General features: G+C 47.0%; 20 protein-coding genes and 1 rRNA gene. 1 reads left to right on the top strand and 20 read right to left on the bottom strand.

From position 1 onward, the window contains the following. Positions 1-65: 65 nt before the first annotated feature. From ispE to metG, 8 genes are all read right to left on the bottom strand, one after another. Positions 66-932, bottom strand: a complete 867-nt coding sequence (gene ispE / locus NFR98_RS08475) for a 4-(cytidine 5'-diphospho)-2-C-methyl-D-erythritol kinase (protein WP_035190721.1) — start codon at positions 930-932, stop codon at positions 66-68. A gap of 268 nt (positions 933-1200) precedes the next feature. Continuing rightward, the gene (locus tag NFR98_RS08470) at positions 1201-1392 is read right to left on the bottom strand and encodes a small, acid-soluble spore protein, alpha/beta type (protein WP_251459963.1); all 192 of its coding nucleotides are present in this window, start codon (positions 1390-1392) and stop codon (positions 1201-1203) included. Positions 1393-1586: 194 nt separating this feature from the next. Next, positions 1587-1838, bottom strand: coding sequence for a biofilm formation stimulator Veg (veg, locus tag NFR98_RS08465; RefSeq protein WP_013857992.1), 252 nt, complete (start codon positions 1836-1838; stop codon positions 1587-1589). A gap of 281 nt (positions 1839-2119) precedes the next feature. Continuing rightward, positions 2120-2998, bottom strand: a complete 879-nt coding sequence (yabG, locus tag NFR98_RS08460; RefSeq protein WP_014096581.1) for a sporulation peptidase YabG — start codon at positions 2996-2998, stop codon at positions 2120-2122. Positions 2999-3108: 110 nt separating this feature from the next. Further along, the gene (gene rsmA / locus NFR98_RS08455) at positions 3109-3996 is read right to left on the bottom strand and encodes a 16S rRNA (adenine(1518)-N(6)/adenine(1519)-N(6))-dimethyltransferase RsmA (protein WP_014096582.1); all 888 of its coding nucleotides are present in this window, start codon (positions 3994-3996) and stop codon (positions 3109-3111) included. Beyond that, entirely contained in the window at positions 3951-4553 is a 603-nt protein-coding gene (rnmV, locus tag NFR98_RS08450) for a ribonuclease M5 (protein ID WP_014096583.1), read from the bottom strand. The genes rsmA and rnmV overlap by 46 nt, the downstream gene beginning before the upstream one ends. A gap of 18 nt (positions 4554-4571) precedes the next feature. Beyond that, a complete protein-coding gene (locus NFR98_RS08445) occupies positions 4572-5348 on the bottom strand; it encodes a TatD family hydrolase (RefSeq protein ID WP_179234116.1) in 777 nt (258 codons plus the stop codon). A 150-nt stretch (positions 5349-5498) separates the two neighbouring features. Further along, a complete protein-coding gene (metG, locus tag NFR98_RS08440) occupies positions 5499-7466 on the bottom strand; it encodes a methionine--tRNA ligase (RefSeq protein WP_046721639.1) in 1968 nt (655 codons plus the stop codon). Positions 7467-7921: 455 nt separating this feature from the next. Here metG and NFR98_RS08435 point away from each other — a divergent pair, with 455 nt between their 5' ends. Then, a complete protein-coding gene (locus tag NFR98_RS08435; RefSeq protein ID WP_014096586.1) occupies positions 7922-8284 on the top strand; it encodes an AbrB/MazE/SpoVT family DNA-binding domain-containing protein in 363 nt (120 codons plus the stop codon). A 67-nt stretch (positions 8285-8351) separates the two neighbouring features. On the opposite strand, the gene rsmI is transcribed toward NFR98_RS08435, so the two are convergent. From rsmI to rrf, 12 genes are all read right to left on the bottom strand, one after another. Next, positions 8352-9236, bottom strand: coding sequence for a 16S rRNA (cytidine(1402)-2'-O)-methyltransferase (rsmI, locus tag NFR98_RS08430; protein WP_035190706.1), 885 nt, complete (start codon positions 9234-9236; stop codon positions 8352-8354). Next, the gene (locus NFR98_RS08425) at positions 9199-9492 is read right to left on the bottom strand and encodes a GIY-YIG nuclease family protein (RefSeq protein WP_026684029.1); all 294 of its coding nucleotides are present in this window, start codon (positions 9490-9492) and stop codon (positions 9199-9201) included. Before NFR98_RS08425 ends, rsmI begins: the two co-directional genes overlap by 38 nt. Next, a complete protein-coding gene (locus tag NFR98_RS08420; protein ID WP_035190703.1) occupies positions 9476-10222 on the bottom strand; it encodes a tRNA1(Val) (adenine(37)-N6)-methyltransferase in 747 nt (248 codons plus the stop codon). The genes NFR98_RS08425 and NFR98_RS08420 overlap by 17 nt, the downstream gene beginning before the upstream one ends. Positions 10223-10301: 79 nt before the next feature. Beyond that, a complete protein-coding gene (gene yabA, locus NFR98_RS08415) occupies positions 10302-10685 on the bottom strand; it encodes a DNA replication initiation control protein YabA (RefSeq protein ID WP_014096590.1) in 384 nt (127 codons plus the stop codon). Positions 10686-10700: 15 nt separating this feature from the next. Further along, positions 10701-11528, bottom strand: coding sequence for a PSP1 domain-containing protein (locus NFR98_RS08410; protein ID WP_013857981.1), 828 nt, complete (start codon positions 11526-11528; stop codon positions 10701-10703). Beyond that, positions 11521-12522 carry a DNA polymerase III subunit delta' gene (gene holB, locus NFR98_RS08405; RefSeq protein ID WP_014096591.1) on the bottom strand — a complete coding sequence of 334 codons (1002 nt, stop codon included), beginning with the start codon at positions 12520-12522 and terminating at the stop codon, positions 11521-11523. The genes NFR98_RS08410 and holB overlap by 8 nt, the downstream gene beginning before the upstream one ends. Positions 12523-12538: 16 nt before the next feature. Beyond that, positions 12539-12979: a YaaR family protein gene (locus tag NFR98_RS08400; RefSeq protein WP_014096592.1), complete on the bottom strand. Its 441-nt coding sequence runs from the start codon at positions 12977-12979 to the stop codon at positions 12539-12541. Between the two features lie 15 nt (positions 12980-12994). After that, a complete protein-coding gene (gene darA / locus NFR98_RS08395) occupies positions 12995-13324 on the bottom strand; it encodes a cyclic di-AMP receptor DarA (protein ID WP_013857978.1) in 330 nt (109 codons plus the stop codon). Between the two features lie 101 nt (positions 13325-13425). Then, complete coding sequence (gene tmk / locus NFR98_RS08390; RefSeq protein WP_014096593.1) at positions 13426-14079, bottom strand: dTMP kinase; 654 nt, start codon at positions 14077-14079, stop codon at positions 13426-13428. A gap of 13 nt (positions 14080-14092) precedes the next feature. Continuing rightward, positions 14093-15562, bottom strand: a complete 1470-nt coding sequence (locus NFR98_RS08385) for an aminotransferase class I/II-fold pyridoxal phosphate-dependent enzyme (RefSeq protein WP_251459961.1) — start codon at positions 15560-15562, stop codon at positions 14093-14095. A gap of 182 nt (positions 15563-15744) precedes the next feature. Further along, on the bottom strand, positions 15745-15957 hold the full coding sequence (locus tag NFR98_RS08380; RefSeq protein ID WP_014096595.1) for a sigma factor G inhibitor Gin: 213 nt from the start codon (positions 15955-15957) through the stop codon (positions 15745-15747). Positions 15958-17211: 1254 nt separating this feature from the next. Then, positions 17212-17284 (bottom strand): 5S ribosomal RNA (rrf, locus tag NFR98_RS15890); the annotation flags it as partial.

The following is a 17284-nucleotide window of genomic DNA, read 5'->3' as shown; positions in this document are numbered from 1 at the left end:
TAACATTAATATACCGCATTTTTTTCTTTTTGAAAACAAAAATCCGTACAATCACTATTTTATATTTAAAATTGTTCGCGTTCTCCAATCATTCTGACAGCAAATACCTGGCCGCAAAATCCCCGGAGGCCGTTATAAATCCGCTGCAGCCGCGAATCGTGCCGCACAAGCCCGAATACTGTCGGGCCGCTTCCGCTCATTAAAACGAGATCCGCTCCGAAACGCTGCATCTGTTTTTTGATTTGCGCCACTTGCGGGTACACCTTTAATGTGACACTTTCCAGCACATTTCCCGCATGCTTGCATATGCCGGCATAATCACGGGTATAGAGGGCAGCGATCATGCCGGGAATATCTGGATGCACCACTTCATTTAAGTCCAGTTGGCGGTAAATTTCTGCTGTCGACACGCCGATGGACGGTTTCGCCAAAATGACCCAGCAGTTTGGCGGTGCTGGCAGCTTTGTAATATTTTCTCCCCTTCCTTTTGCGAGCGCAGTGCCGCCGTATACGCAAAACGAGACATCCGACCCGATTTCGGCGCCGAGTGTTGCAAGTTCATCTAAGGAAAGGCCGAGATTCCAGAGCGTATTCAGGCCGCGGAGAGTAGCTGCCGCATCACTGCTGCCCCCCGCCAGCCCGGCAGCCACTGGAATGACTTTGTCAATCGCAATCTCGACCCCCTGCCTGACGCCGCACCGCGTTTTCAGAAGCCTTGCAGCCTGGTACGCCAAATTTCTCTCATCATCCGGCACAAACCGGTTTTGCGACACAATTTTAATCTCCTGATCGTGCCGCTCCGAGAGCTCGATATGATCTGCAAGGTCAATGGTTGTCATGACCATTTCCACCTCATGATAGCCATCCTCCCGTTTGCCAAGCACATCGAGCGATAAATTAATTTTTGCCGGTGCCTTGACCAACAACTTCAAATCCTTCACCTACTTCCAACATCCAATCCAGCCGTATTTCCTGCTTCATTTTTCTTATTCTAACATAACGCCCAGCAAATATTTACATCAAAACGCAAATTTCGTAGAACAATAAAAATCGAAATATTGCCTCATGCATCATCCAAAATATGCAAAAGCTGTGGAAATTGTGGTAAAGCCGCCAACTTGTTCAAAGGACGAACATTCGAATATGCAAAAAGCCGGGGAAATTCCCCGGCCCGGCGCCATGCAGTAGTCGCAAAGATTGTCAGGAGTTGCCCGATTGTTTTTCCGAAGCAAGGTGCGCTTCAGCCAGTTCAATGGCACGCTTTACCATATTCCCGGCATCCCGGGCTTTGATGCCGCCCCAACCTTCTTCTTGGACGACATCATAAAAGCCGAGGTCTTTCGCCAGTTCTTCTTTAAAACGTTCAGACATAATCCCTCTTCTTCGGCCCATTAGATAAATTTCCCCCTTTGACGGGAAAGGCAAAAAAATCCCCGCCTTCCCTTTCATTTGGTTGTTATATCCCTGCATGCGCCTCTTTGTAGTATGTACGAAACAAGGTTAGAATATGAAAAAAGCAGCAGCAGGATCATTCCCGCTACCGCCTATAAAATAGAAAACAGCAAACATATGTCTGCTGCCGCTCATCAAACCTCTTGTTGTTTATCCATAAAAACAAGCTGTACTGTTTCTGTCAGGACATCTGCATAGCTGTAGGAAACACGTTCAAAAGCATTTTCCTCCTGGTCTAATTCGATGACAAAAACCGCTGGGTAAGTTTCTGCCAAAACACCGGAACGTTCAATCGTCTTTCTCCTGCCACCATTGGCTCTTAACATTAATCTTTTTCCCAAGTTTGAATCCAAGGATCTTTTAATGTCTGTTAACGTTTTTGGCATTTCGCTCCACCTCACTAGTCTCAATTATAACACAGCTTGCGCTTCCGGTCAAATAAAACATATATTTTATCAGTGATCAAGCCGGTCTGTCAACCATTTTTCATTGCTTCCCTGCCGTTTTTCCAAGGTGAAGGTTTGCATGTTCAGTGTATGGGGCTGCCTTGGGGAAATGTACCACTGATCCAGGCCCATATTCTTATCAATAGGATATGCCAAATGCAATCGAATTATGTAAAATTCTGCAGCCCGGCCCATTTTTAAGGAACCGGGATGGGGCCCCGTCAGTCCTCATCCATTGGCTTATACGGCATCCCGGTCCGCAGCACGCCCTTTGTTTCCACGCCTCCCAGTCCTTTTTGCCCTGTCAGTGTATTGCGGAGCACATCCCAAACATTCACTTGTTCCATAAACGAGGTGTAACAGATCTTGGCCACAATATAGACCGGATCAAGCGCATGAATATTCACCCGGAGCGGAGAACTGGCAAAATTGGCGCCGGCCTGGATGAGCGATTCAAAATGGGACTGGCATGCGCCTGCAAAAATGACGAGCTGATCCAAATTCGGCACCTTTTTCCTTGCTTCCATCACGGTTCTGACAAAAGATTTTGAATGGCGGTATGCATTTAAATCTGCTTTTTTCCCCTTTGATTTGGAATAGGCATCATGGCCGGTAATCACCAGAATATTCGGCCGGTATTGGTCAAGCAGCGCATGGATGCGAACCGGCATTTCTTTTTCGTAACAATGGACGCCGTAAACTGTCACGCCGATTTTTTCATACAAGTTCATGCATTTTTTTAAATAATGAGGATCGCCGTCCAAATGCAAAACTCTTCCCGGTAGCTGGAAATAACTCAGTTCCTCTTTATAGCCGTGGGTGGCCTCGTACTCGCGTTTTTCCTTCATCAGTTCGATGTCCTGTTTAAACAGTTCAAATGACTGTTCTTCCAAAGAACGAAACGCCTGCGTAATTTTCGATCTTTCCGCAGGGCCAAGGGTGACTAGGTCTTCAAACGGGGCATCCGCGATCAGCCGGACGTCCTCCCCGTACAAAACAGCCACTTTCCGCCCGTTCTGCTCCTGTATATCAATGACCCGGAATAAAATATCACAATTGTAAGACTTCCTTCCAACAATTGCGTTGAGCCTTGCTTCCATTGCCGTCAACTCCATTTGTATCCATCTCTCGCCTGCATAACACTATATATGCACTGCCTTCGGAAATGGTGAAAAAGCCGGGGGAAGCGCTCCCCCGGCTGATGCGACATTTAGGATGATGTGTGAAAAATGGGAAACAAGGCATTGCTTAATGCGGCAAATTCCTCGAGGCTGAGCGTTTCCCCCCTTCTTGACGGTTCAATTTTAAGCTGCTCGAGTACGGAAAGGAGTGTCTCTTTCTTGTCTTTTCCGCCGGGAAGGCCAGCAGTCAAATTATTGATCAAGGTTTTCCGCCGCTGGGCAAAGGAAGCTTTTGCCACCTGAAAAAAGAACGCTTCATCTTTAACCTCGACTTTCGGTTTGTCCCTTTTCACAAGCTTTACCACGGCGGAATCCACATTCGGCTGCGGCATAAAAACCGTTTTCGGCACAATCATCGCCACTTCCGCCGTCATATAATACTGGATGGCAATGGAAAGCGTGCCGTAGTTTTTCGTGCCGGGAACCGCCGAAATCCGGTCGGCCACTTCTTTTTGCAGCATCACGACCATGCCGCGGATCGGATACAGGCCGGTGACAAATTTTAATATGATCGGGGTCGTCACGTAATACGGCAGATTGGCGACAACCATGATATCGTTTATGCCGGCAAATTCCGTTTCCAGCACTTTTCCAACATCGGCCTTTAACACGTCTTCATAGATCACGTTTACATTCGGGTACGGCGCCAGCGTATCTTTCAGGATCGGGGCAAGCCTTTTGTCGATTTCAAAGGCCACGACTTTTTTGCTGCGGCGGGCGAGATGTTCCGTGAGCGCACCAATGCCGGGACCGATTTCAACAACGCCGGACTCTTCCGTTAAATCCGCCGTATCCGTAATATTCCGCAGAATGTTCGGGTCAATTAAAAAATTTTGGCCCAGGCTTTTTTTAAACGAAAATCCGTACCGGTTTAAAATCGCTTTTGTCCGGATGGGGGTGGCAATGTCTTTTTGCAAGTTGATTCCTCCTGTAACACTTTCATCAGAGCATCCCGGAACGTTTCTTTATCGATTTGGAACACCATCAGCCGCTTATGGAGCTGCTTGCCGTTCGTGTATCCGATTTTTAAAAGTTCCCCGATTCTTGCCCTTCTTTGTTTCGCCAGCGGGCCGGCAATCAGACCGGCAGCCATTAAATCATCCCTTGTGATGACTTCCGGCACGGCTTCCTCCATTTGATGCGCCTCCCGTAGCGCTTGCCGGATCGCCGCAGGGTGGGCATGTTCAACCCCGATTCCCCGGTCCTCGGGCGCCCGTGCCTCCTGTTTGGCCAAAAATGCGTGTTTGCAGCCGGGCACTTTTTCCGCGATCGTTTTGCGGATTTTTTCGCCGGGAAAATCAGGATCGGTGAAAATGATGGCGCCCCTTTTTTCCTGGGCAAGGCGGATTTTTTCAATCGTACTTTCCGAAATGGCCGACCCGTTTGTTTCAATCGTGTCGGCATCGAGCGCCCGCTTAATGGCCGCTGTGTCGTCTTTGCCTTCCACGACAATAACCTCTTTTAATTTTGCCATGCGGATAAAACTCGCTTTCTATGCATGATCTTTTATTCTAAACAATTTTTCTGCATTTAACATCGTCTGTTCGGCAACTTTTTCAAAAGGAATGCCTTTAATTTCCGCAATCTGCTCAGCGACCAGTTTCACATATGCCGGCTCATTGCGTTTCCCGCGGTACGGATGCGGGGCAAGATAAGGGCAGTCCGTCTCAACCAAAAGCTTTTCAAGCGGGACCTCGGCAGCTACTTCTTTCGGTTTTTTTGCATTTTTAAACGTCACCGGGCCGCCAAGTGAAATGTAGAAATTCATTTTGATGCATTCTTTCGCCGTTTCCGGGCTGCCGCTGAAACAGTGCATAATGCCGCCTGCTTCCTGTGCATTTTCCTCTTTTAAAATTTGCACACAGTCTTCTGTCGCTTCCCGGTTATGGATAATAATGGGCAAATCAAGCTTTTTGGCGAGCCGGATTTGCCGCCTGAACACTTCCTGCTGTACCTCTTTCGGCGATTTATCCCAATGATAGTCCAGCCCGATTTCGCCGATCGCCACCACTTTCGGATGATGGGCAAGAGATTCAATCCAGTCCAGGTCTTCATCTTTCATGTCAATCGCATCAACCGGGTGCCAGCCGATCGCTGCATACAGAAACGGGTATTGGTCAATCAGCGCCATCGCTTTTTGGATGGTCGGCCTGTCAAACCCGACGACCGTCATCTTTTCCACACCGGCTTCCCGTGCTCGCGCGATGGTGGCTTCTAAATCGTCTTTGAACGCTTCATCATTGATATGCACATGGGTATCAAATAACATCTTTTTCACCTCAAATTCTTCACGTTTGTTTTCACATATGATCGGGAAAAACATCTATTTTTCCTGAAAAGTAAAAGAAAAACATAGAGAGATCCGTCGAAATTTGTTCCACGTGAAACATCTCTATGTTTTTCATCTCATCTGGTCCCTTTATTTGACAATCGCGCCGAGCGGCAGGCTTTCATCAATGGTTGCCAATGACAATATGCCGTCTTTTTCGCCTGCGAGAATCATGCCTTGTGACCATTCACCGCGCAATTTGACAGGTTTCAGATTGGCCACGACAATGACTCTGCGCCCGACCAGTTCTTCCGGTTTGTAATATTCCGCAATGCCGGAAACAACCTGGCGCTGTTCATCTCCAAGGTCAAGCTGCAGTTTCAACAGTTTGTCGGCTTTTTTTACCGGCTCACAAGCGGTTACTTTTGCGACACGTAATTCCACTTTTGCGAAATCATCGATCGTGATCCCGGCTTTTGTGTCTTCCGCTTTCGCTTTTTCTTCTTTCGTTTCTTCTTTTTTCGGAGCCGCACCTTGCATTTGCGATTTGATAAACTGAATTTCTTTTTCCATATCGAGACGCGGGAAAATCGGCTTGCCTTTTTTCACAACCTTTGTGCCTTCCGGAATGCTGCCGAATAAGGACAGGCTTTCCCATGTATGCAAGCTCTCATCCGTAATGTTCAGCTGGTCAAAAATTTTCTTTGGCGTTGATGTCAAAAACGGCTGTAAAAGGATGGCGATATGGCGCAGCGACTCCGCCAAATGGACCATCACTTCGGCAAGATCCGCCCGTTTGGTTTCATCTTTTGCCAATGTCCACGGAGTTGTTTCATCAATATATTTGTTTGTACGGCTGACAAATTCCCATAAAGAAGCGAGTGCAACCGAGAACTGCATGTTTTCCATCGCATCTTCGTATTTTTTCACAGCCTCTTTATATGCGGTCACAAGCTGGATGGAATACGGATTGTGCGAACCGGCAAACGTTGGAATGACACCGTCAAAATACTGGTTCATCATCGCAATCGTACGGTTCAGCAGATTGCCCAGATCATTGGCGAGGTCAAAATTGATCCGTTCCACAAACCCTTCCGGCGTAAAAATGCCATCCGCCCCAAACGGCACTTCACGCAGCAAGTAATAGCGGAGTGCGTCGAGCCCGTACCGGTCAATCAAAGTAACCGGGTCAATGACATTCCCTTTTGATTTCGACATTTTTCCGTCTTTCATAAGGAGCCAGCCGTGTGCAAATACTTTTTTCGGCAGCGGAAGGCCAAGCGCCATCAGCATAATCGGCCAGTAAATCGTATGGAAACGAACGATTTCCTTGCCAACAAGATGGACGTCAGCCGGCCAGTATTTCCGGTAGTTCGAATCGTCATCACTACCGTAACCGAGTGCTGTAATATAGTTAGTCAGGGCATCAATCCAGACATAGATGACATGTTTCGGATCCCCGGGCACTTTTATCCCCCAGTCAAACGTTGTCCGCGATACAGCAAGATCCTCAAGCCCCGGTTTGATGAAGTTATTGATCATTTCATTTTTCCGGCTTTCCGGTTGAATGAAATCCGGATTTTCCTCATAGTATTGCAAAAGCCGGTCGACATATTTCCCCATTTTGAAAAAGTACGATTCCTCTTTTACTTTTTCTACTGGTCTGCCGCAGTCCGGGCATTTGCCGTCCACAAGCTGGCGTTCCGTGAAGAAGGATTCACAAGGCGTACAGTACCAGCCTTCGTACTCTCCCAAATAAATATCGCCCTGGTCAAGCAGCTTCTTGAAAATCTTTTCCACTGCCTTTTTGTGGCGGTCCTGGGTCGTGCGGATAAAATCATCATTGGATATTTCGAGTTTTTTCCATAGATCCTGGATGCCGGCGACAATTTCATCGACATATTGCTGCGGTGTCACGCCTTTTTCCTTTGCTTTGCGCTGGATTTTCTGGCCGTGCTCATCCGTGCCGGTCAGGAACATGACGTCAAACCCGCGCAGCCTTTTATAACGGGCCATCGCATCGCCTGCAACGGTTGTATAGGCATGGCCGATATGTAAATTTCCGCTCGGATAATAGATCGGCGTTGTGATATAAAAAGTTTTCCGTTTCTCTTCCAAACCAGCCTCCACCTTTCGATAACATTAGACATTTCTTTTGCACATTTCGCGCGCTGCTTAGAACTTCTAAACAATAAGTATAAAACTTTTCGTGAAAATAAGCAAAAACGTGGATTTTTGAAAAAAAGGCCCATATGTTCAGTATACCGCATCAACAGGATGCCTTGCATCTTCATGGCGCCCGGTACAGCGCATTATTCATTATAGACGGCATACCGCCGGTTTAACCGGTGCAAGGGCCATGGCTTTTATCCTTGTCGAAAAATATTTTAAACAAATTTGTTTTTTTATTCCAATTTATCTTCTATAATACAATTAGATAGGTTGTATAGTTTTTGAAGATTCAGGGGTATTCGCCAGTTTTCGATAGATATAGAAGGTCAGCATTTGCGCAACCGGGTTTGGTATCAGGGTTTTGTACAGGTTCACATTTACTTTAAGGGAGGAAAGCGTTAATGAAATCAACAGGCATTGTACGGAAAGTCGACGAGCTCGGCCGTGTTGTCATTCCAATTGAATTGCGGAGAAATCTTGGCATTGCTGAAAAAGATGCATTGGAGATTTATGTCGATGATGACAAGATCATTTTGAAAAAGTACAAGCCCAATATGACCTGTCTCGTCACCGGGGAAGTCTCGGATGACAATCTCCGGCTGGCAGGCGGAAAAATTGTTTTAAGCCGTGAAGGCGCAGAATTGCTGATGAAAGAAATTAAAGAAAATTTTCATTTGGAAGATCAACCGGCTGAAAATGAACAGGCAAAAGACGAAGCAGATCCATTCGCATCCAAACCTGAGCCGGAACCGGAACCCCGCTGAAACGCGGGGTTTTTTTTTAAGCCTTGGACAGATCTTTGTTGCTAAATATCCTCCTCAGGTTGTTGATTTACAGTTCGTGATAGATTTGGTAGACTTCCCTTTTTGGCAGTTTCCGGTCTTTTGCCGCAAGCTTGATCGCTTCTTTTGCCGGCAGCTGTTTTTGCTTCATATAGGCTTCCACATGTTCTTTGACGGATAGCGCCGTCCACCAGAAATCGTCGTCTTCTTCCCCTGTTTCAGGGCTTCCTTCCACAATTAGGCAGAACTCGCCGCGCACTTCATTGTTTTCGACCCATTCCACCGCTTCCCGAATCGTCCCCCGCAAAAATTCCTCGAATTTTTTCGTCAGCTCACGGCTGATGGAAATTTGTCGCTCACCCAGCACTTCCGCCATCATCTGCAGCGTATGTTTCAGCCGGTGCGGCGCTTCATACAAAATGAAGGTGGACGGGATTTTTGCGAGCCGTTCCAGTGCCGTCCGCTTTTCCTGCTTTTCCCGTGGCAGAAAACCGTAAAACGTAAACGGCTGCGGTGCAATCCCGGAAGCAATTAACGCCGTAAGCGCCGCGTTTGCGCCTGGAAGCGGCACAACAGGGATCCCTTCGCGAATGCAGGCAGTGGCAAGCTCATAACCCGGATCCGAAATGCACGGCATGCCTGCGTCGCTTACAAGGGCAATCTTTTCGCCGCGCGTGAGCCTCATGATTAAATCACGTGTGCTTGCTTCTTTATTATGTTCGTGATGGCTTACAAGTGGCGTGTGAATATCGAAGTAGCTGCACAACTTTTTGCTGTTTCTCGTATCTTCAGCAGCAATCAAATCGGCTTCTTTTAAAATGCGCACCGCCCGGAATGTCATATCTTCCAGATTGCCAATCGGGGTCGGGACCAAATAGAGAATCCCTTTATTTTTTTCATCCTGGAAACTTTGCTGCCTGTGCAAGGTCGACACCTGCCTTCTCCAAAAATCGCTCTTTTTCCCGGCGCGAAAGCTTTTTAAAAGCATATTCCGCTTTCATGGCCCCGCTTTTTGTCTCATATTCCTGAAAATACAAAAGCTTGACCGGTGTCCGCGTTCGCGTATACTTGGCGCCCCGGCCTTCGCTGTGTTCGCGGAAGCGCCGTTTTAAATCAACGGTATACCCGCCGTAAAAACTGCCGTCACAGCATAGAAGCACGTAAAAATATGATTTAGTTTTTGTTTCCATACAGCAGATCTTTCACTTCTTCCGTATATTCGCCATCCTGCCCGTACACGAACAAGGGCGGGAGAATCTTTAAATCCGGTTTTCCGTCTTTTATGCCTTCAACCAGAATCGTATTCGCTTCTTTGCCTGCTTTCGGGTAAACAAACCGGAGCCGTTTCGGTTCGAGACGGTGTTTTTTCATCAACGTAATCAAGTCGACCAGACGTCCCGGGCGGTGCACAAACGCCGCTTTGCCGCCCTGCTTGAGCATCCTGCTGCTGACTTTTACGACATCTTCCAATGTACAAAAAATTTCATGGCGGGCAATCGCAAAATGCTCATTTTCATTTTGAATATTCTTCGTCTGCGAAGGAAAATAAGGCGGATTGCACGTTACCACGTCAAATTTGCTGCAGCCGAGCACATCCGGCATCTCCTTCAAATCGCCGTGAATGATCCGGATCCTGTCCTCAAGCCCGTTATAAGCGACGCTTCTTTTTGCCATATCCGAGAGGCGTTCCTGAATTTCGACCCCGGTAATCTCCGCTTTCGTACGGTTGCTTAATAAAAGCGGGATTACCCCGTTCCCCGTGCACAAATCAAGCACTTTCCCTTTTTGGATCGGCAGCCATGCAAACTTTGCCAGAAGCACCGCATCCAATGAAAAAGCAAACACGGACGGGCTTTGCACAATCCTTAAATTTTCCGCAAGCAAATAATCCAATCGTTCGTCTCCTGATAATGTCACCATACCCTGTAGCCTCCAAAAACAACGGCTGCATAAAACAGCCTTCCCGGTAAAAGGAAGGCTTTTCATCTTGGACCGTTCGTTACTTCTTGTTCAAAAAGGAAAGGCAGAACAGGCAATCTTCCCCGTTGCGTGGGCTGCCGAAATGGACATTGCAAATATGGAAGCCTTCCTGATAAAGGCGGGCCAGATTGTCGTACCCTTCGCCGATATCAAGAAGCGTCTGCGGCACGCCCTTTTCCTTGATTTTCCGGACAATCTCGGCCGGTTCCTCATGCGAATCTGTGCCTTCCCCGCCGGATTCGGGCTGCAACTGGCGCCTGAAATAGTCATTCTGGATTTTCAAAATGCTGTTTTCTTCAATGACTTCCGTTAAATCCCGTTTCAGTTCCCCCAACTTTTCCTGGAGCGCCCCGATCTGCACTTCCATTTGCTGTATCGCCTCAAATAATTCTTTCCTATCCATCAGTTCTCCACCTCATTAATCCGTGGATTGAATTGACACAACATCCGCACTTAAAAATTCTTCCATCGTATACTCAATCGTACGCCCCTGGCTTTGTAATTCAATTTGCAAAACGCGTTCCAAAATGTTCAGGCCGGTCACTTTTCCGGTTCCGTAAGGCGTTTTCACCATTTCCCCGACATCCGGAAACGCTTCTTTTACCGCTTCATATTCATCATTCTCATATTTCAGGCAGCACATGAGACGTCCGCAAAGCCCAGAAATTTTCGCCGGATTTAATGACAAATTCTGGTCTTTTGCCATTTTGATCGATACCGGCTCAAAATCACCCAAAAACGTGGAACAGCACAGCATCCTGCCGCAAGGACCGATGCCGCCAAGCATTTTGGCTTCATCCCGCACCCCGATTTGGCGGAGTTCGATCCTTGTCCGGAAAATGGACGCCAAATCTTTTACGAGCTCCCGGAAATCGACACGCCCGTCAGCGGTAAAATAAAAAATAATCTTATTCCGGTCAAATGTATACTCCACATCCACCAGCTTCATCTCAAGCTGGTGTTCCGCAATTTTTTTCATGCAAATCCCATATGCTTCTTTTGCTGCCGCTTTATTTTCATCCACTGTCATATGATCTTTCTGGTCGGCAATCCGGATGATTTTTTTCAGCGGCAACACGACATCATGTTCCCCGACAACTTTGGGATTTGTCACAACAAAGCCATACTCAATGCCGCGCGCAGTTTCGACGATGACGGCATCATTTTTTTTAACGGGAAAATCGCCTGGGTCGAAATAATATACTTTGCCGGCTTTTTTAAACCGGATTCCTACTACGTTAAACAAAGGCCGTTCCCCCCTGCAAATTTAAAACAAGCTGTTCCATGAGCAGCTGTTGATTGACATTGGCACCCAATTTCTTTTTTGCATCAAGAATGGCTGCCAGTTTTTCAGCCAGAGAACGCGGGGAGCAGGAAAGAATATCTGCAGAAAGACGGTTTAGCTGATCGGGATAAACGACATCTTCCTGTTTTCCCAGATGGATGGAAAGAAGATCTTTATAAATCCATATCAACAGATCCAACCCGAGATCCAGTTGATTTTTTTCTTTAAAATGCCCAAACCACGCTTCCTGCAAAAAAACCATTGCGTGGGAAGGTGATTTTGAAAGGGTTGTATACAATTTTAACACGATTTTTCGGGCTTGTGCAAACCACTCATCTTTGCTTAAATCAAGCGCTTCTTCCAAGTGGCTTGTCATATGGGAAAGAAGCGGGGCCAAATCGGGGCTGACCCCGTTTTCAATCAGCTGTTTTTTCAGTATGGCGGGTGGGACCGGCTTGAATGAAACAACCTGGCAGCGGGATAAAATGGTCGGCAGGATCCGGTGCAGCTGGGTTGTCATCAGCACAGCCGTCGTACCAGGATTCGGCTCTTCCAGAAACTTCAGCAGGCTGTTGGCGGCGCCTGTTGACATTTTTTCAGCGTCTACAATCATATACAGTTTCCGTTTCGACTCCACTGCCCGTTTGGAAAACTCCTGCTGCAACGCTTTAATCTGCTCCTTCTTGATCGAAAGGCCGTCCGGTTCAACCAGATGAACGTCAGGATGGGTGCCGTGGCTGATTCTTAAGCAATTCGAACAGCTTTCGCATGGGAAAAAATCATCCACAGGCTGCAGGCAAAATAATGTTTTCGCCAGTAGCTGTGCAGCTTCTTTTTTCCCTGTGCCGCGTCCGCCTTCAAATAAATAAGCATGCGCCATCCGGCTGCGCCTGATGCTGTGTTTCAGCAAAGTTGCTGCAACAGGCTGAATACTTTCAAATGCTTCCCATGTCATGGCTTCTTCCACTCTCTTAAGTATATAAATTAATCAGCAAACCTTTTACCTCGCCGATTTTCCCCAGTATATCGAGAGCGGGCTGCTCTTTTCTGAGACAGGCGTCGGTAAGATCCGCCAGTTTTTTGTCTATGGTTTCCACTATATTCAATTTGCGGCTTTCCCCGAACCGGTCGAAGCTTTGTGACTGTTTATTTTTCATCCCGTATTCGACAGTTTGCTTCACAAATTGTTTTACAAGCGACTTGAATTTGGACAAATCTTTAAGATTGCGCGAACGGGCAAGTCGGCTGCCGGCTTCGTCAATTTGCGACAATAGCTGGTGAAATTCATTCATTTGCAGCTTTTCCCTGCTTGTGTCCATCATTTCGGCAAAATTTGTTGTGCCCGTTACCATGCTTTTTGCTTCGCGGGCCGTTTTGTCCAAACCAATACGCAAATCCTGTTGTATTTTCAATCCCTTATTCCCCCGTTAAAACTGGTGAAATTCATCTACTGGCAGGACAAATACTGTCGCGCCCCCCACTTCGATTTCGACCGGATACGGGATGTAGCTGTCGGCATTTCCGCCCATCGGTGAAACCGGGGTAATAAACTGTTCCCTCGATTTGCAATTTTCCTTAATGACCTGCAGCGCTTTATTGACACGAATTTCTTCCGTCCCAATCAGAAAAGTCGTATTGCCTGATTTTAAAAACCCGCCTGTTGATGCAAGTTTTGTCACACGAAAATTATGATCAACCATGGCTTTCATCAACCGGTTGCTGTCCTGGTCCTGTACGACTGCGACGATCAGTTTCATTTTTTCCCCTCCTGAATTTTCAACCGTATATTTATCCCTCATTATATCATCTTCCATTTACCGTTATATATGAAATTCTGCTCCTGTATGTGAATTTCCTTTTATCCGGGGAAATTTTTCCCGTAATGTCGGAAAATGGCGTCCAGCACTTTTTGCAAAGCGGTATGATATATATATTCTACCTCTTTATTGGCATCAATGGCATGTATTCTCTCCGGAAACCGTTTCAACAATATTTGGAACCCTTCTCTTACCTTTCTATGGAAGTCGATGGCTTCCAGATCAAGGCGGTTTACTTCACGGTTGTGATTTTTGGCAATCCGGCTGAGGCCTGTCTCTGCTTCTACATCAAAATAGAGCGTCAAATCCGGCAGCAGCCCGCCCGTTGCAAACTGATTGATCCGGTATACTTCCTCTATCCCGATTCCTCGCGCATAGCCCTGGTACGCGAGCGAACTGTCAATAAACCGGTCACACAGGACAATGCGCCCCTGTTCTAGTGCCGGCAAGACCTTCTCTGCAAGATGCTGGCGACGGCTTGCCGCATACAGCAAAGCTTCCGTCCGCGCATCCATTTCCGTATTTTCCGGGTTCAAAATGATGTGCCGAATCTGCTCGGCAATTTTAATGCCCCCGGGTTCCCGCGTCAACACAACGGGATAGCCGTTTTCCTTTAAGTGTGCGGCAATCATCCCGGTAATGGTCGTTTTCCCCGCACCCTCCGGTCCTTCTGCTGTAATAAAAATTCCTTTCATGTTCTCTCCCTCTCTATTTATAAACTGCCAGCCTGTTTTCAAAAAACGGAGCATCCGCGTGAAACCTTGCCCCGCAAGCGCGCAGTTGTTGGATTTGGTAAATATGGGCGTCTCTAACCTGTTCACCCGGCACAAGAAGCGGCACACCGGGCGGATACGGCGTAACCATTTTTGCCGCAATCCGCCCCTTCGCTTCTGCAAATGATACCCATTCTACCTCTTTTTCTTCCATTTCATCATAAGCAAGGTGGAGTTCCGTTAACCCATGCAGGACGTCCAAGCCTGCTGTTTCCATCCGGCTATATCCGGACGCCTGTTTTTGCTCCACCCGTTTCAGCAGGGATTCATTCTCGGCTTGTGGAGATACTCCGGACAGTGCTGCTTCGATCCGCCCGGCAGCATCCTCATACGGAAAAGGCATACCGTTTTTTAAAAGCGGCAGCACAAAGACAACCCGTTGTAAATCCGCCATTTCTGTGTACACACCGGCACCTTCAAGCACGGACTGAAGTTTGAACCCGGAGAGGCCGGGAAATGTCGCCAGCAATTTCAGCGGATCCTGCCCCTCCTTTTTCTCCCATTTTAACATCTTGCTGAGCCGCGCGGAAAATTGCTCCCTTTGTGTCAGGGTATAGCAGATATCTTCACGGCTGAAATTGGCGGCATACCACCTTGCGTAATCGAGCGACATCATAATGGGATACGACGGGCTGCTCGATTGCAGTGCCGATAAATAGAATCCAAGTCTTTCAAACGGAAAATGCGGCGCACGGATATGTAAAAAAGACCCCATTGTCATAGCCGGCAGCATCTTATGGGCAGACTGGACAGCGGCATCTGCCCCCTGGTGAAGCGCCGTCTCCGGAAACGGGGAGCCAATCTGAAAATGCGCACCATGGGCTTCATCCACCAACACATAAGCGCCGTTTTGATGTGCGATGTCAGCCACAGCCCGCAAATCGTAGGTGATGCCATAATAAGTCGGATAAGTCAAAATACACGCTTTCACGTCCCGGTATTTCCTGAACGCCTGTACAAATAATCTTTCTGAAAATCCTGCCGGCATTTGGAGTTCCTCATCGATTTCAGGAAAAACAAAAACCGGATTTGCCCTGGCAAGCCTGAGGGCATGCAAAACCGATTGATGGCAGTTCCGGTCCACAAGCACACGATCCCCCGGCCGGCACACAGAAAGGATCATGGCGAGGTTGCCAACGGTGCTTCCGTTTACGAGAAAATAGCTCTTTTCACTGCCGTAATAAGCAGCCAGCAAATCCTGTGCTTCTTGAATGGCTCCTTCAGCATGGTGCAAATCATCCAGCCCGGACAATTCTGTTGCATCATATTGTAAAAAAGACGCGCTTTCTTTTAACAACGGCTCAATCAACAAGCCGTTTTTATGCCCCGGCACGTGGAACGAAACGGGATTTTTATGTTGATAGCGGCATAGCGCTTCAAATAATGGCATTCGATTTTGATCCATCTCCGTACCCCTTATCATACGGAGCCGCCTGTAAAAACCGGCCCCGAGTTTACTTATTCTATTTTACTATAAACGGGTAAAAGCGGGCAGGAAATGGGTGATTGAAGTTTTTCCGATTGTCTGAGTATCTTTTCATAGAGTAGCATTTACACGGGCAGAACAAAAAAATAACCAAGCCTGTTTTAATATGCTTGGTCATGTATACATTTTGGGCTTTGAACTGCTTTCAACTGTCGGACAAAATAGGAATAACGCGGATCTCCCGTATCGGTACGGACCATTTCCTTTTCGCAGTCACTGCAGATAAATGATGTATAAAGATGGATGCCGTTATGTTTCAATTTCTCACAAACAATGCACATTTCCGGTTCATGTCTCAGGGCACTCCGATCCATCTGCTCCACCCCCTGCTCATTATAATTGCCATCATTTCCGCGGACTATTCACAATCAAAGAGATTTTTTCAAATGTTGCAACGAGAAAGCGAAATGATGTATGGTATCGTATGCCGGTTTTTCAGGTGTGTGTATGTCTCAAAAGAACGCGATAAGAAAGAGCTTGCTGACAAATTGGGTACAAACTCAGAATCGGATTCTTTCAGCAAACCTTAACGAAGACGGGCTTTATGTGAAGGAAGAGACTCGTTTTTGTTTGCTTCCTTGACGTAGACGGGCTATATGTGTCTTTTTTGCTTGCTTTCTTAACATAGACGCGCTCTATGTGAAGGAGGGCCCTCAATTTTCCGCGCTTCCTTAACGTAGACGCGCCCTATGTTAAGGAAGGCCTTCGTTTTTGCTTGCTTCCTTAACGTAGACGCGCCCTATGTTAAGGAAGACCTTTGTTTTTGCTTGCTTCCTTAACATAGACGGGCTCTAAGTGAAGGAAGACCTTCGTTTTTGTTTGCTTCCTTAACGTAGACGCGCCCTATGTTAAGGAAGACCTTTGTTTTTGTTTGATTCCTTAACATAGACGCGCTCTATGTAAAGAAAGACCGCCTTTTTTCCGCGCTTCCTTAATGTAGATGCGCCCTATGTTAAGGAAGACCTTTGTTTTTGCTTGCTTCCTTAACGTAGACGCGCTCTATGTAAAGAAAGACCGCCTTTTTTCCGCGCTTCCTTAACGTAGATGCGCTCTAAGTGAAGGAAGATCTTCGTTTTTGTTTGCTTCCTTAACGTAGACGCGCTCTAGGTAAAGAAAGACCTTCGTTTTTCCGCGCTTTCTTAACGTAGACACACTCTATGTGAAGGAAGACCTTCGTTTTTGTTTGCTTCCTTAACATAGAGGGGCTCTATGTAAAGAAAGGCCTTCGTTTTTCGACGCTTCCTTAACGTAGACGGGCTCTATGTTCAATTTACTTTTTGCACTTTTTGAGATGTTTTCTTAATTCCTTTCGTTACTCTAAAAATTCCCGTTCCTGTACGTAATATCATATCCATGGGAAACCTCTCTCTAGATGTTCATTTCAAGGTGTACATTTAGATAATAGAGTGTCTTCCCATTTTTTCACTTATCTGCCCCTCCGAGTAAAATTTTACATATACTCGGCATTTATCTTCCCTTATCGTTGGGCTACGTCCTTCATACGATTGAAGCGAGGATGGTAAAAGAAATAAAAAAACCACAGACCATTTGTCTGCGGTTCTCTTTTGGCCCGGCAACGTCCTACTCTCGCAGGGGGAAACCCCCAACTACCATCGGCGCTGGAAAGCTTAACTTCCGTGT

The sequence above is a fragment of the Weizmannia agrestimuris genome, assembly GCF_943193165.1.
Taxonomy (GTDB): domain Bacteria; phylum Bacillota; class Bacilli; order Bacillales; family Bacillaceae_C; genus Weizmannia; species Weizmannia faecalis.
This window is presented reverse-complemented; position numbering and strand designations above follow the sequence as displayed.

Bases quoted from the DNA above. Each gene is read 5' to 3' on its own strand.
- yabA (WP_014096590.1), bottom strand. From the start codon at position 10,685: ATGGATAGGAAAGAATTATTTGAGGCGATACAGCAAATGGAAGTGCAG.
- NFR98_RS08425 (WP_026684029.1), bottom strand. From the start codon at position 9,492: ATGGAAACAAAAACTAAATCATATTTTTACGTGCTTCTATGCTGTGAC.
- darA (WP_013857978.1), bottom strand. From the start codon at position 13,324: ATGAAACTGATCGTCGCAGTCGTACAGGACCAGGACAGCAACCGGTTG.
- NFR98_RS08435 (WP_014096586.1), top strand. From the start codon at position 7,922: ATGAAATCAACAGGCATTGTACGGAAAGTCGACGAGCTCGGCCGTGTT.
- NFR98_RS08385 (WP_251459961.1), bottom strand. From the start codon at position 15,562: ATGGATCAAAATCGAATGCCATTATTTGAAGCGCTATGCCGCTATCAA.
- rnmV (WP_014096583.1), bottom strand. From the start codon at position 4,553: ATGGCAAAATTAAAAGAGGTTATTGTCGTGGAAGGCAAAGACGACACA.
- NFR98_RS08470 (WP_251459963.1), bottom strand. From the start codon at position 1,392: ATGGGCCGAAGAAGAGGGATTATGTCTGAACGTTTTAAAGAAGAACTG.
- NFR98_RS08445 (WP_179234116.1), bottom strand. From the start codon at position 5,348: ATGTTATTTGATACCCATGTGCATATCAATGATGAAGCGTTCAAAGAC.
- veg (WP_013857992.1), bottom strand. From the start codon at position 1,838: ATGCCAAAAACGTTAACAGACATTAAAAGATCCTTGGATTCAAACTTG.
- NFR98_RS08420 (WP_035190703.1), bottom strand. From the start codon at position 10,222: ATGGTGACATTATCAGGAGACGAACGATTGGATTATTTGCTTGCGGAA.
- holB (WP_014096591.1), bottom strand. From the start codon at position 12,522: ATGACATGGGAAGCATTTGAAAGTATTCAGCCTGTTGCAGCAACTTTG.
- NFR98_RS08380 (WP_014096595.1), bottom strand. From the start codon at position 15,957: ATGGATCGGAGTGCCCTGAGACATGAACCGGAAATGTGCATTGTTTGT.
- yabG (WP_014096581.1), bottom strand. From the start codon at position 2,998: ATGGAAGCAAGGCTCAACGCAATTGTTGGAAGGAAGTCTTACAATTGT.
- tmk (WP_014096593.1), bottom strand. From the start codon at position 14,079: ATGAAAGGAATTTTTATTACAGCAGAAGGACCGGAGGGTGCGGGGAAA.